The 13851-nt window shown below is 63.9% G+C and carries 13 protein-coding genes; 12 read left to right on the top strand and 1 reads right to left on the bottom strand.

Features of this window, described 5'->3' with window-relative positions; translation table 11 throughout:
• Positions 1 to 14 precede the first annotated feature (14 nt).
• The 7 genes from ACILRC_RS00310 (at position 15) to ACILRC_RS00280 (ending at position 7467) form a co-directional block, all read left to right on the top strand.
• Positions 15 to 2045, top strand: coding sequence for a transglycosylase SLT domain-containing protein (locus tag ACILRC_RS00310; RefSeq protein ID WP_395667331.1), 2031 nt, complete (start codon positions 15 to 17; stop codon positions 2043 to 2045).
• Between the two features lie 122 nt (positions 2046 to 2167).
• A complete protein-coding gene (locus ACILRC_RS00305; protein WP_395667330.1) occupies positions 2168 to 2851 on the top strand; it encodes a glutathione S-transferase family protein in 684 nt (227 codons plus the stop codon).
• Positions 2852 to 2876: 25 nt separating this feature from the next.
• A complete protein-coding gene (locus ACILRC_RS00300; RefSeq protein WP_395667329.1) occupies positions 2877 to 4154 on the top strand; it encodes a multifunctional CCA addition/repair protein in 1278 nt (425 codons plus the stop codon).
• Positions 4155 to 4197: 43 nt separating this feature from the next.
• Positions 4198 to 4899, top strand: coding sequence for a response regulator transcription factor (locus tag ACILRC_RS00295; RefSeq protein WP_395667328.1), 702 nt, complete (start codon positions 4198 to 4200; stop codon positions 4897 to 4899).
• On the top strand, positions 4896 to 6275 hold the full coding sequence (locus ACILRC_RS00290; protein ID WP_395667327.1) for a sensor histidine kinase: 1380 nt from the start codon (positions 4896 to 4898) through the stop codon (positions 6273 to 6275). The genes ACILRC_RS00295 and ACILRC_RS00290 overlap by 4 nt, the downstream gene beginning before the upstream one ends.
• 3 nt (positions 6276 to 6278) lie before the next feature.
• On the top strand, positions 6279 to 7019 hold the full coding sequence (locus ACILRC_RS00285; RefSeq protein ID WP_395667326.1) for a helix-turn-helix domain-containing protein: 741 nt from the start codon (positions 6279 to 6281) through the stop codon (positions 7017 to 7019).
• Between the two features lie 67 nt (positions 7020 to 7086).
• On the top strand, positions 7087 to 7467 hold the full coding sequence (locus ACILRC_RS00280) for a VOC family protein (protein ID WP_395667325.1): 381 nt from the start codon (positions 7087 to 7089) through the stop codon (positions 7465 to 7467).
• A gap of 33 nt (positions 7468 to 7500) precedes the next feature.
• Here the strand turns inward: ACILRC_RS00280 and ACILRC_RS00275 are convergent, their stop codons facing one another.
• Complete coding sequence (locus tag ACILRC_RS00275) at positions 7501 to 8358, bottom strand: IclR family transcriptional regulator (RefSeq protein ID WP_395667324.1); 858 nt, start codon at positions 8356 to 8358, stop codon at positions 7501 to 7503.
• A gap of 113 nt (positions 8359 to 8471) precedes the next feature.
• Between ACILRC_RS00275 and ACILRC_RS00270 the strand changes: the two genes are divergently transcribed.
• The 5 genes from ACILRC_RS00270 (at position 8472) to ACILRC_RS00250 (ending at position 13848) form a co-directional block, all read left to right on the top strand.
• Positions 8472 to 9233, top strand: a complete 762-nt coding sequence (locus ACILRC_RS00270; protein WP_395667323.1) for an SDR family oxidoreductase — start codon at positions 8472 to 8474, stop codon at positions 9231 to 9233.
• Between the two features lie 28 nt (positions 9234 to 9261).
• Complete coding sequence (locus tag ACILRC_RS00265) at positions 9262 to 10809, top strand: sugar ABC transporter ATP-binding protein (RefSeq protein ID WP_395667322.1); 1548 nt, start codon at positions 9262 to 9264, stop codon at positions 10807 to 10809.
• A 46-nt stretch (positions 10810 to 10855) separates the two neighbouring features.
• The gene (locus ACILRC_RS00260; protein ID WP_395667321.1) at positions 10856 to 11857 is read left to right on the top strand and encodes an ABC transporter permease; all 1002 of its coding nucleotides are present in this window, start codon (positions 10856 to 10858) and stop codon (positions 11855 to 11857) included.
• Positions 11858 to 11969: 112 nt separating this feature from the next.
• Complete coding sequence (locus tag ACILRC_RS00255; RefSeq protein WP_395667565.1) at positions 11970 to 12908, top strand: ABC transporter substrate-binding protein; 939 nt, start codon at positions 11970 to 11972, stop codon at positions 12906 to 12908.
• A gap of 85 nt (positions 12909 to 12993) precedes the next feature.
• On the top strand, positions 12994 to 13848 hold the full coding sequence (locus ACILRC_RS00250; protein WP_395667320.1) for a fumarylacetoacetate hydrolase family protein: 855 nt from the start codon (positions 12994 to 12996) through the stop codon (positions 13846 to 13848).
• The last annotated feature ends 3 nt before the right edge of the window (positions 13849 to 13851 follow it).

Genomic DNA, 13851 nt, shown 5'->3' with positions numbered 1-13851 from the left:
TCCATAATCCGCCTATGTTGCTTTCGTTCATTCTGACACCGATGCTATCGGTCCTCGTACTGGCCAGCGCGTTCGCGCTGCCCAGCACCGCCCAGGCGCAAATCCGCGAGAACCAGCGCACAGACACTGCACGTACCGACAGCGCCCTCCTCGATATGGCGCAGGCCTACCGCCAAAGTGATAGCAGGCGGCTTGCCACCCTGTTGCCCCAGGTGCGCAACTCGGTGCTGGAGCCTTGGGGCGCGTACTGGGAGTTGTCAGCCCGTCTGGACTCCGCCAGCGCCACCGAGATCCAAGATTTTCTGAGCCGCTACAGCGGCACCTACCAAGAGGACAAGCTTCGCAGCGAGTGGCTGCTGCTGCTAGGCGATCGGAAAGACTGGTCAGGCTTTTTCCGCGCGCTGCCGGCCTACCGAATGAGGGATGACAAATCGATCCAGTGCTACCAGTTGCTCGGGAGTCATCTGCAACGCAACGGCGACCCCACGGCCATCGCGGCGCAGGTCACCGAGCTCTGGCTTAGCCTGCGCGAGACGGATGAGGGCTGCGCTGCGGCGGCCCAGCAACTTCTGAGTGACACCGCGATGCGGCCATACACGGCCTGGGTACGCGCCCGACTGGGCATGGAAACAGACCGCCTGCGTGTTGCCACCCAAGCCGTAGGCCTGCTCGACGAACGCTGGGCCAAGACGGTTGCGCAGGTCTACCAAAACCCTGCCAAGTACCTCGCAGACAAGCTCACCGCCTTACGACCGCAAACGCGCGAACTGGTTTCGCTCGCACTGATCCGCCTGGCCTACCAAGACCCGGCGCAAGCGGCACAGGAGTTGCAGCAGCTGCGCTGGCGCGCCCAGCTTACCCAAGAAGAACGCAGCTGGATTTGGGGCGTGATTGGTAAGCGCGCAGCGCAGCGGCTGCAATACGAAGCGAGCGACTACTTTGCCAAAGGCCAGTTCGATTTGATGCATGAAGACCACCTGGCCTGGGCGGCACGTGCGGCGCTGCGAACGGGTAACTGGGCGCAGGTGCAAGCGGCCATCACCGCCATGCCCGAGCGGCAGCGCGCTGATCCAACGTGGACTTACTGGCATGCGCGCGCGCTGCTGGCGGGCAATCGGCCCGCTGCCAACCCGGGGGAGGCCCAGCGCATGCTCGAGCGTATCGCCGGTGTGCGCGGTTTTTATGAACAGCTCGCACTGGAAGACCTGGGCCAGCGCATTACCGTGCCTGAGCGCCCTGCACCGCTGACCGAACCAGAGAAAGAGGCCGCACGCCAGAACCCGGGGCTGCGGCGCGCGCTCTACGCCATCTCCATCGGACTACGCAGCGAGGGCGTACGCGAATGGAACTACACCACCAACCTGCATCAAAGTGGCGGCATGGACGATCGCTCGCTGCTGGCCGCTGCCGACCTGGCCTGCCGGGCCGAAGTGTGGGACCGCTGCATCAACTCCAGCGAACGCACAAAGACGATCATCGACATGGAGCAGCGCTTTCCCATGCCCTTCAAGGCTGCGGTGTTAGCGCAGACCCAAAAAATCGGCCTGGACCCGGCCTACGTCTATGGCCTCATTCGGCAAGAGAGTCGCTTCATCATGGACGCCAAGTCCAGCGTGGGCGCCTCCGGGCTGATGCAGGTGATGCCAGCCACTGCGCGCTGGACCGCCAAGAAGATTGGGCTTACCGGTTTCCAAGGCCACCAAATCAACGATCGGGACATCAACCTGGCCATAGGCACTGGCTACCTTAAGCTGGTGTTAGAGAGCTTTGAAGGCTCCATGCCCCTGGCCACCGCTGCCTACAACGCCGGCCCCAGCCGGCCACGGGCCTGGCGTGGCCAAGCCGGTGCGCGCACGCTGGATGCAGCCATCTGGGCAGAGAACATCCCCTTTAGCGAGACCCGCGATTACGTCAAAAAGGTACTCGCCAACACCACCAACTACGCGGCCCTGATCACCGGCCAACCCCAATCGCTGAAGGCTCGCTTGGGCGCGGTGGGTCCACGCGATGGAGATATCGCTGACACCGCCGCCGACTTGCCCTAGCCCATTGGCGCTGCACAAGCTGACGCACCATGTAAGAACACACTTCAGAGACATGCGAGACCGCCCTACCTACGCACTGACAACGCACCCCCCGCAACCGCCGCAACCGCCAAAGGCCCACCATGCAAAAGCTCTACATTGGTAACAAAAACTACTCCTCCTGGTCGATGCGGCCCTGGGTTCTACTCACCCAAGCGGGCATCCCATTCGAGGAGGTCCGAGTGCGCTTCGACTCGTTCGATGCGGGTTCGGACTTCCGCAAAGCGCTCTCAGGCATCACCCCGGTGTCCAAAGTACCGGTGCTGGTCGACGGCGACCTGGTGGTGTGGGACACCTTGGCGATTGCCGAGTACCTGGCCGAAAAGTACCCACAGCACGCGCTGTGGCCCGCTGACACCCACGCCCGGGCCCGCGCGCGCAGCATCTGCGCCGAGATGCACAGCGGCTTTGGCCACCTGCGCAGCCACTGCCCCATGAACATTGAAGCCTCGCTGCCCGACATCGGCGCCTTGGTGTGGCGCGACAAGCCCGGCGTACGCACTGACGTAGCACGCCTGGTGTCGATGTGGAGCGAACTGTTGCAAGCCCACGGCGGGCCGATGCTGTTTGGCACGTTTTGCATCGCCGATGCCTATTTCGCCCCGGTGTGCATGCGCCTGCGCACCTACGCCTTGCCGGTGCCACCAGAGATTGCGGCCTATGTGCAGCGCGTCTGTGCCTTGCCCGGCGTGCAAGCGTGGATCGAGGGCGCACTGGCGGAGCAGGACTTCCGCGACTTCGAAGAGCCCTACCGCGTCTCGCGCTAGGGCGTACCCCCAGCCCACGCATCCCATGCAGTCCTATCTGGTTGGTGGTGCCGTGCGCGATGCGCTGCTGGGCCTGGGCCTGCGCGACCGCGACTGGGTGGTGGTAGGCGCCACGCCGCAGCAAATGCTGGACCTGGGCTACACGCAGGTAGGCCGGGACTTTCCAGTTTTTTTACACCCCACCAGCCACGAGGAGTACGCGCTGGCGCGCACCGAGCGCAAGACCGCGCCAGGCTACCGTGGTTTTGTGGTGCATGCGCAGCCCGATGTCACACTGGAGCAAGACCTGGCGCGGCGCGACCTGACGATCAATGCCATCGCCGCCCCGGCCGACGCACTGCGAAGCGACGGCAGTCTGGACTCCCGCGCCTTGGTCGACCCGTTTGGTGGCCAGCACGACCTGGTCCATAAAGTGCTGCGCCATGTCGGCCCCGCCTTCAGCGAAGACCCAGTGCGCATCCTGCGTGTGGCGCGTTTTGCCGCCCGCTTCGCCGATTTTCGGGTCGCACCCGAAACCCAGGCGCTGATGCAACAGATGGTGGACGCCGGCGAAGTCGACCACCTGGTACCCGAGCGGGTGTGGCAAGAGCTGTCGCGCGGCCTGATGGAGCACGCACCCTCGCGCATGCTCACCGTGCTGCGTGACTGTGGCGCGCTCCAGCGGTTGTTGCCCGAAGTGGCGCGCTTGTGGGGCGTGCCGCAAAGCGTGGAGCACCACCCCGAAGTGGACACCGGTGTGCACCTCATGCTGGTGCTGGACATGGCAGCGCAAATCGACGCGCCCTTGGCGGTGCGCTTTGCCTGCTTGGCGCACGACCTGGGCAAAGGCACCACGCCTGCCAAGGTGCAGCCGCGCCACATTGGCCACGAAACGCGCAGCGTGGCCCTGTTGCGCGCCCTGGCGACGCGCTTGCGCGTGCCCACAGAGTGCCAGGCGCTGGCCGAGGTGGTGGCGCGCGAACACGGCAACATCCACCGCAGCGCCAGCCTGGGCGCAGACGCACTGTTACGCCTGTTGGAACGCTGTGATGCCATTCGTCAACCTGCGCGCTTTGCCGATGTGCTGCTGGCCTGCGAATGCGATGCGCGCGGCAGATTGGGCCTGCAAGACCGGCCCTATCCGCAACGTGGCCGCTTGGCGCAGGCGCTAGAGCGGGCGCTGTCGGTGGCCACCGACAGCGTGGCCCAGCAGGCCACGGCCGCGGGCGCGCAGGGCCCGGCCATCGGAGATGCGGTGCGCAAAGCGCGCACAGCCGCACTTGCCGACCTCGCCCCACCGCCATCCCCAACCCCACTGCGTTGACCTGGGGCGGTTTCCGACAAAAGGCCCTTGGTATGCTCGGCGCATGGCCCATTTGCTGATTGTGGAAGACGACGAACTGCTGCGCGACGGCCTGTGCGCCCAGCTCACCCACGCAGGCCACCAGGTCAGCGCAGCCACCGATGGCGCACAGGCCCAACGCTGGCTGGAGAGCCACCGGTTTGATGCCGTTGTTCTGGATTTGGGATTGCCCGTCGTCGATGGCATCACCGTGCTGCGATGGATTCGCCAACGGCTGGCGGCGCTGCCGGTGTTGGTGTTGACCGCCCGTGACGGGGTGGACGACCGGGTACAGGGTCTCAACGCGGGGGCCGATGATTACCTCACCAAACCCTTCAGCATGGACGAACTGCTGGCCCGCTTGGCCGCCATGCTGCGGCGCTCCCGCTTGCCGGCATTCGGCGGCTCGCTGGAAGTGCAGATTTCCGTGGCCAAGCGCTTGCGACTGGACCCGGCGCTGCCGGTAGCCTGGCTGGATGACGAACTCATGGAGCTGACCCACCGCGAATGGTCGCTGCTCTCGCTGTTGGTCAAGCACATGGGCCAGGTGGTCAGCCGCGAGGATGTGCTGGCGGTGTGGCAGTCCGCGCCGGCCGAGGGCGCAGGCGGTGGCTCCAACGCGCTGGAGGTGTACGTGCACCGCCTGCGGCGCAAGCTACAGGGCTCGGGCCTGGGCATTCGCAATGTACGCGGTTTGGGCTACATGCTGGAGCTGGTGAGTGCATGAGCGCATCGGCGCGTCTTTCCCTCAAACGCCAGTTGCTAGTCTGGCTGCTGCTACCCCAGTTGGTGCTGTGGCTGATGGGGGGTGCGCTGGCCTTTCGGGTGGCGCTGGTGTATGCAGAAAAGGCGATTGACCAGTCGCTGACGCAGTCGGTGCGGGCGCTGGCACGCCAGGTCAAGCCGCTGGGCTCGGGTCTACTGGTGGACTTTCCGCGGGCAGCGCAAAGCATCATCGAGCAAGACCCGCAAGACCGGGTGACCTACATGGTGTCCTCGCCCCCGGGAAGCTTCTTGCTGGGTAACGGCACGCTGCCCCCACCGCCGGCCGACTTGGCGTTTGGCCCCGATGAGACTGTGCTTTACAACGTCGAAGTCGAGCGCAAGTCCATGCGGGTTGCGCTCTTCGAACTCAGCTTCGGCGACGGCCCCACGCCCCAACGCCTGCGGGTGCAGGTGGCCAAAAGCCTGGTGGTGCAGCAAAACATCGCGCGGGAGTTGGTGGTGGACGTGCTGTTTCCACTGCTGCTGCTCGGTGCGGTGCTCAGTGTTCTGGTGTACGCTGGCATCCAGCGCGGCCTGGCACCGCTGCAACGGCTGGAGGCCCAGCTTGCCAATCGCTCGGCGGCGGCGCTCTCGCCGATCGAGCTCACGCAGGCACCGCCCGAGGTGCACTCCCTGGCCACCGCCCTCAACCAGATGCTGACCTCATTGCGGCGCAGCCTGAGCCAGGAGAAGCGCTTTCTCAATGACGCGGCGCACCAGCTGCGCACGCCCTTGGCAGGCCTGATCAGCCAAACCGAATTGGCCATGCAAGAGCGCGAGCCCGAGGCCCTGCTGCAGCGGCTGCAAAAAGTGCACACCGGCGCCGTGCGCAGCGCACATCTGGTGCACCAGCTCTTGTCGCTGGCCCGCACCGAGGCCGATGTGGTGTTGCGCACCATGGACGGTGCGGCGCTGGCGCGCGAGGTGGCGCGCGAATGGACACCGCGCGCGGTGGCTGCGGGTATCGACCTGGGCTACGAGGGGCAGGACAGCATGCCGGTGGCCGCTGATGCACTGCTGCTGCGGGAAGCCCTGAGCAACCTGATCGACAACGCACTGCGCTACGCAGGACGCGGCGCGAGCGTCACCGTGCGCGCGCACCAGCGTGAAAATGCCTGCGTGTTGGAGGTGGAAGACAACGGCCCGGGACTGAGCCCGCAGGACCTCACCCGCGTGTTCGAGCGTTTCTGGCGCGCCAGCGACCTGCCCGGCGGCTGCGGTCTGGGCTTGGCCATCGTCGCAGAGATCGCCCAGCGCCACGGTGGCCACGCAGAAGCCCTCGGCCAGACGCCGCAGGGCCTGGTGTTAAGGCTGGTGCTGCCACGGCCTGGGACCTAGGGCATGTACGACCCCATCCAAGATGGCGTAGCCAGAACCGCAAGCTCCGTCCGCTATGCGGTAGAAAAGCCACCCGCGTATCTGGCGGCCCTGGTGCATTGCTTCTGGGAACTGAAAACCGAGACGACGCTGGCGCAGGACTTCTTACTGCACGCCATGCCGGATGCTTGCGTGAACCTCCTGTTCAACCAACACGACACCCGCATCGCCGGTGTAACTGCTTTGCGTACCACGTACACCGAGCTGAACTTGGGATCCTCGTTTCACTACGTTGGCATCGAGCTGTTACCGGGTGTGTGGCAAGGCAACCCGAACGAAATCAGCGACCAGTTTGTCGGCACGCCCTATGCGGGTGAGCTGCCGCTGCAAACTGCCGGCGAGCAGATGCTTGCGCTGGATTTTTCGACCAAGCAAGCTGTCATGGCGGACTTGGTGCAGTGGTGTATCAACACCAAACGGGTGGTAGCCAACCCGGTGACCGAAAGAATCCTGGCACGGCTCGACGACATCCGCAGTGTGGCGGACATGGCAGAGCTGGCTTGCCTTTCGCCGCGCCAATTGCAGCGGACCTTGAAGCAAACCACAGGATTCTCCCCGCACGACCTGCTCAAGGTGTTGCGCATTCAGCAATCCTTCAAACAGCACTACCTGGACTTGTACGCCGACCAGTCGCACTACATCCATTCCTTTCGCAAGGTGACGGGTTACACACCGGGGGCCTACCTGCACAAGTTTGGTGTCTGATTTACACAATACGCGCGTTCGACCACTTCCTAGACTGGCCGCCTGTTCAACCCCACAGGAGTGCCAAATGGCAAAGTCGAATGCAATTGCTTGGTTTGATATCTACGTCAGCGACATGGGCAGAGCCGTCGCGTTTTACGAGCGCGTGCTGCAAACCAAGCTCGAACCGATAGGCGACCCGACCGGCGAAACCCAGATGATGGGATTTCCAACCGACATGGGGCTGTACGGCGCGGGTGGTGCATTAGTGAAGTCCGCGTACGCACGGCCAGGCGCGGGCGGCAGCTTGATGTACTTCGGTGTTCAAGACTGCGCAAACGAGGCCTCGCGGGTCGTAGCGGCAGGGGGCAAGCTCATCCGGCCCAAGTTTTCCATCGGCGAGTTTGGTTGGGTCGCGCTGTGTGAGGACACGGAGGGCAACCCGTTTGGGCTGAGTTCGATGCAGTAGGTTTGCGGCGACTGGTGAAACACTGCACGCAGGTCAAGATCGAAGCCCCAACGACAGTGCCTTCGCCGCATCTTGCAGCAGCGCACGGACTTCAGCCAGATCCGGGCCCACATGGCGGTCGATGCGGCGGATGTACGGGCAGGTGAGCGCGGCCAAAGCGGTGTTGTCGGGGCCCAGCACCGGGTACGAGATATCGGTCACACCGAAGGACTGGACGCTGCTGCGCTGCAGGTAGCCGCGTTTGCGAATGGCCACCAAGGCGCGCTGCAAGGCGGCGGCGGTGATGGGCACTTCGCCATCGAGCGGCAGGTGTTCGGCCTGCATGCGCTGGTAACTCGGGCGGTCACTGAAAGCCAGCAGTACCTGGCCTGACGCAGTGTCGAGCAGTCCGACGCGGGCACCGCGCTGCAAGGAAAAACTCCAACCCCGCGGGCTGTTGACCTGCGCGCTGATCAACACATTGCCGCGGTCGTACACGCCCAGGTGGCAGGACTGCTCGGCCTTGCGGGCGAAGTCGTCCATCACCGGCAACGCCTGGTTGACCAGGCGGTTCAGGGGCGGGTGCATGTGCGCCAGCGCGAACAGCTTGAGGCTCAAGGCATAGCGGTCGCCCGAAGCACTGCGCAGCACGTACTGGCGTACCACCAAGCGCTCGAGCATGCGGTAGATCTCGTTGGCGCTGCGGTCCATCTCTTTGACGATCTCGGCGCGGGTGAGGCCCTGGGGCTGACTGGCCAGCAGCTCCAAGATGTCTAGCCCTTTGTCGAGCGCAGGAGCGCGGTAGCGGGCGTCGTCTGCGTCCAGCGGCGCGGCGTGGTCGAGGTTCTTGGGACGGCGCCCTCGGGGGCGCGCCGGCGCAACGGGAACGGGAGCCTTCAAAACCCGCAGCATGACCGCGCCACCCTAGGGGAACTACTGAGTGCGCAAGCACAAATCGATCGTAGTATTTGAATCACTTATGAATAACTTATTTATAAGTGAATTAATTTACCGGGCTTATTACGATGCGTCAAGGTCGCCTGCAAGGCAAAACCGTTCTGATCACCGCCGCCGCCCAAGGCATAGGCCGGGCCAGCGCCTTGGCCTGTGCCGCCGAGGGTGCGCGGGTGATTGCCACCGACATCCAACAGTCGCTGCTCGACAGCTTGGCCGCAGCGTCGCCCGCCATCGAAGTGGCCTTGCTGGACGTGCGCAGCGACAGCGCGGTGCAGCAACTCGCCCAACGCGTGGGAGCGCTGGACGCACTGTTCAACTGCGCGGGGATGGTGGCCAACGGTAGCCTGTTGGACTGCAGCGAAGCCGACTGGGACCAGTCGTTTGAGCTCAATGTCAAAAGCATGTTTCGCATGACGCGGGCTTTTCTTCCGGGCATGCTCGCCAGGGCGCAGACGCCGGGTATGAGCGTGTCGGTCATCAACATGGCCTCCATGGCATCCAGCATCAAAGGCTTCACCAACCGCTGCGCCTATGGCGCGACCAAGGCGGCGGTCATCGGGCTGACCAAATCGCTGGCCGCCGACTATGTCAAACAGGGCTTGCGCGCCAACGCGCTGTGCCCGGGCACGGTGGACACGCCCTCGCTGCGCGGCCGCATTGCCAGCGCCGCCGACCCGGTGCAAGCCGAAAAAGACTTCATCGCCCGCCAGCCCATGGGCCGCTTGGCCCTGGTGGACGACATTGCGCCTATGGTGGTCTACCTTGCCAGCGACGAGTCGCGTTTTGTCACCGGCCAGACCCTGCTGGTCGATGGCGGCGTGACCATCTAGGCCCGCAACGTTCTCCCAGACACGGTCCATGACCTCGCTGGTTTCCATACGCACGCTGAGCAAGACGTTTCCTGGCGTGCGCGCCCTCGACGGAGTGCATTTCGACCTGCGCGCCGGCGAGGTGCATGCGCTCATGGGCGAGAACGGTGCGGGCAAGTCCACGCTGATGAAAATTCTGGCGGGCATCCACCGCAAGGACAGCGGCGACATCTTGCTGGACGGCCAGGCAGTGGACATCGCCAGCCCGGCGCATGCGCAGTCACTGGCCATCGGCATCATCCACCAGGAGCTGTGCCTGATGCAGCACCTGAGCGTGGCGCAAAACATCTTTTTGGGGCGCGAGCCGCGCGGTCGCTTTGGGGTGTTTCTGGACGAGGCGCAACTCAACCAACAAGCCCAGGCGCTGATGCAGCGCATCCACCTCACGCTGGCACCGCAAACCCTGGTGGGCGAGCTCACGGTGGCGCACCAGCAAATGGTGGAGATTGCCAAGGCGCTGTCCTTCCAGTCGCGGGTGCTCATCATGGACGAGCCCACTGCCGCTTTGACGCACGCCGAAATCGACAACCTGTTTCGCACCATCCGCCAGCTCAAAACCGAGGGCGTAGGCATCGTCTACATCTCCCACAAGATGGACGAAATTGCGCGCATTGCCGACCGCATTACCGTGATGCGCGACGGCCGCACCATCGACACGGTGCCCGCCAGCACCCCCATGGCGCAGGTGATTGCGATGATGGTGGGGCGGCCTCTGGAGGCCACCGAAAAAACCATTCCCGACACCGCAGCCAACCCCGTCGTTTTGCAGGCGCGCAAGCTCTGCCGTGGCCGTGCCATCCGCGATGTGAGCTTCAGCGTGCGCCGGGGCGAGATAGTGGGTTTTGCCGGCCTGATGGGCGCAGGCCGCACCGAGGTGGCGCGGGCCGTCTTTGGCGCAGACCCGATCGACTCCGGCGAGGTGCTGCTGCACGGCAAGCCGCTGCGGCTTCGCTCACCGCAAGACGCGGTGCAAGCCGGCCTGGGCTACCTGTCCGAAGACCGCAAACACTTTGGTTTGGCCACTGGCATGGATGTGGCCGCCAACATCACCCTGCCCAGCCTGCAGCGCTGGTTGCGCTGGGGCCTGGTGCTGAACGAGCCCGCCATCCGTCGGATCTCGCAAGAGATGGTGGACACCTTGCGTATCAAGACCCCTTCTATCCACCAAACCACCAAGCTCCTGTCGGGGGGCAACCAGCAAAAAGTGGTCATCGCCAAGTGGCTGGTGCAAAACTGCGATGTGCTGATCTTTGACGAGCCCACCCGTGGCATCGACGTGGGTGCCAAGGCAGAGATTTACCAGCTACTCAAAGACCTGGCAGCGCAAGGACGCGCCATCGTGGTCATCTCCTCCGAGTTGCCTGAGGTGCTGGCAGTGAGCCACCGCATTGTGGTGATGTGCGAAGGCCGCATCACCGGCGAACTGCGCGCTGACGAGGCCACCCAGGAGACCCTGATGGCCTTGGCCACCCGCCGCGAAGCGGCCCTCAGCGACTCCGCCAGCCCGCCAAGCACTGCCTCGGCGACCCTGCACTAAGTTCACCCCACCACACCCTGCCCTGCCCGCTCAACGCCGCACCACCATGCCCACCACGCCCCCCAAGCCCAGCTGGATGCAACGCCTCACCGGTGCCCAGGCTCGCCAAAAGCTGCTGGCCTTTGCCAGCCTCTTGGTCCTCATCGCTGTGTTCAGCGCGCTCAAGCCAGATGCCTTCATGACGCGCGACAACATCATCGGCATCCTGCAAAGCACCACCGTCATCGGGGTGCTGGCCATTGCCAGTACCTTCATCATCATCACCTCGGGCATCGATCTCTCGGTGGGCGTGTTGATGACCTTCTGTGCGGTGATGGCCGGCGTGTTTCTGGTCAACCTGGGCATGCCGCTGCCGCTGGGCATCGTCTGCGCCCTGGCCATGGGCGCGCTCTCGGGCTGTCTGTCAGGGCTGGCCATCACCCGGCTGGGGGTACCGCCCTTCATTGCCACGCTGGGCATGATGATGTTACTCAAAGGCCTGTCGCTCATCATCACGGATGCCCGTCCGATTTACTTCAGCGACGTCGAAGGCTTTGACCAAATCGCACTGGGTTCGTGGATCGGCGAGATCTTCCCCGCGCTGCCCATTCCCAACGGCGTGCTCATCATGTTTGTGGTGGCCATCGTGTGCGCGCTAGTGCTCAACAAAACCGCGCTGGGCCGCTACACCTTTGCGCTGGGCAGCAACGAAGAGGCGGTGCGGCTCTCGGGGGTGAATGTGGCGCGCTGGAAGGTCATCATCTACAGCTTCAGCGGCGCCATATGCGGTGTGGCGGGGCTCTTGATTGCCTCGCGCCTGAACTCGGCCCAACCGGCCCTGGGCCAAGGCTACGAACTGGATGCCATCGCCGCCGTGGTGATTGGCGGCACCTCGCTCAGCGGCGGGGTCGGCACGATTTTGGGAACGGTGATTGGTGCGTTCATCATGAGCGTGCTGATCAATGGCCTGCGCATCATGTCGGTGGCCCAAGAGTGGCAGATGGTGCTGACCGGGCTGATCATCATCTTGGCGGTCTACACCGACAACCTGCGCCGCAATAAAAAGTAAGGAGTACCGCCAACGACCACCGATGACCACCCACCAGCTTTCCCACCGCGCCGTGTGCGCACCTTCACCGTGTAGCAGCTTCAATTTTTTTCAACAGGAGACAACCATGAACATGAGAAGAAATCTGCTGGCCCTCACCGCCAGCCTCGCCCTGGCTGGTTTTGCCAGCGTCGCAAGCGCCCAGGAAATCTACATCCCGCTGGTATCCAAAGGCTTCCAGCACCAGTTTTGGCAAGCCGTGAAGCAAGGCGCTGACCAGGCTGGCAAGGACTTCAAGGTCAAGGTCACTTTCGAAGGCCCCGAGACCGAGCAACAGGTCGACAAGCAAATCGACATGCTCTCCGCTGCATTGGCCAAAAAGCCGTCCGCCATCGGTTTTGCCGCGCTCGACAGCAAGGCTGCCATTCCATTGCTCAGAAAAGCCCAAGCCGCCAAGATCCCGGTGATCGCCTTTGACTCGGGCGTGGCCAGCGACATCGTGCTGACGACCGCGCAGACCGACAGCAAGGCCGCCGCCGCCCTGGCAGCCGACATGATGGCCAAGCAAATCGGCGGCGAAGGCGAAGTGGCGGTGATCGGGCACGACCAGACCAGCACCACCGGCACCGACCGGCGCGATGGCTTTGTCAACCAGATCAAGGCCAAGTACCCCAAGATCAAGGTGGTGGACATCCAGTACGGCGGTGGCGACCACCTGAAGTCGGCTGAAATTGCCAAGACGCTGATGCAAGCGCACCCCAAGCTCAAAGGCATATTTGGCACCAACGAAGGCTCGGCCATCGGTGCGGGCAAGGGCATGAAGGAAGCCAAGAAAACCGGCGTGGTCATCATCGGCTTTGACTCGGGCAAGGCGCAAAAAGACATGATCAACGACGGCACCATTGCCGGCGCCATCACCCAAAACCCGGTGGGCATTGGCTACAAAACCGTGGAAGCTGCGGTGAAGGCGCTCAAGGGCGAGAAGCTGCCCAAGATCATCGACACCGGCTTTTACTACTACGACAAGAGCAACATGAAGGACCCCAAGATCGCAGCGGTTCTTTACGATTGATGCTCCCTGGGTTCTGCTGTGTGGGCGCGCCGCGCTGGCACAGCAGAACCCTTTTTTTGTCTGCGTTTCACCTGAGGACACCATCTTGAAACTACTACGCTACGGACTGCGCGGCCAGGAACGGCCCGGCGTGCTCGATGCGGCGGGGCGCGTGCGCGACCTCTCTGGCGTCATTGACGATATCGGTGGCTCCGCGCTGCTACCCGAGAGCCTGGCGCGTTTGCGTAGCCTCAACATCGAAGCCCTGCCGCTGGTGGTGGGCACGCCGCAAAAGGACCTGCGCCTGGGCGCCTGCGTGGGCAACATCGGCAAGTTCATCTGCATCGGGCTCAATTACTCCGACCACGCCGCCGAGAGCGGTATGGCGGTGCCACCGGAACCGGTGGTGTTCAACAAATGGACCAGCGCGGTGGTTGGCCCCGACGACGCGGTGGAAATTCCGCGCGGCTCGCAAAAAACCGACTGGGAAGTGGAGCTGGGCGTGGTCATCGGCAAAGGCGGGCGCTACATCGACGAGGTTGATGCGCTCTCGCATGTGGCGGGCTACTGCGTGGTCAACGATGTATCCGAGCGCGAATTCCAAATCGAGCGCAGCGGCACCTGGGACAAGGGCAAGGGCTGCGACACCTTTGGTCCCATCGGCCCCTGGCTGGTCACCGCCGACGAGGTGCCCAACCCGCAGGCCCTGGGCATGTGGCTGGAGGTGGACGGCAAGCGCTACCAGAACGGCAACACCGCCACCATGGTCTACCAGGTCGCCTTCTTGGTGAGCTACCTCAGCCGCTTCATGAGCCTGCAAAGCGGCGATGTCATTTCCACTGGCACGCCACCGGGCGTGGGCATGGGACAAAAGCCGCCGACCTACCTGCGCGCGGGCCAGACTATGCGCCTGGGCATCGACGGCCTGGGCATCCAAACGCAAACCACGGTACAGGCCTGAGCC

It is taken from the genome of Rhodoferax sp. (assembly GCF_044236835.1).
Lineage (GTDB): Bacteria > Pseudomonadota > Gammaproteobacteria > Burkholderiales > Burkholderiaceae_C > Allorhodoferax.
This window is presented reverse-complemented; position numbering and strand designations above follow the sequence as displayed.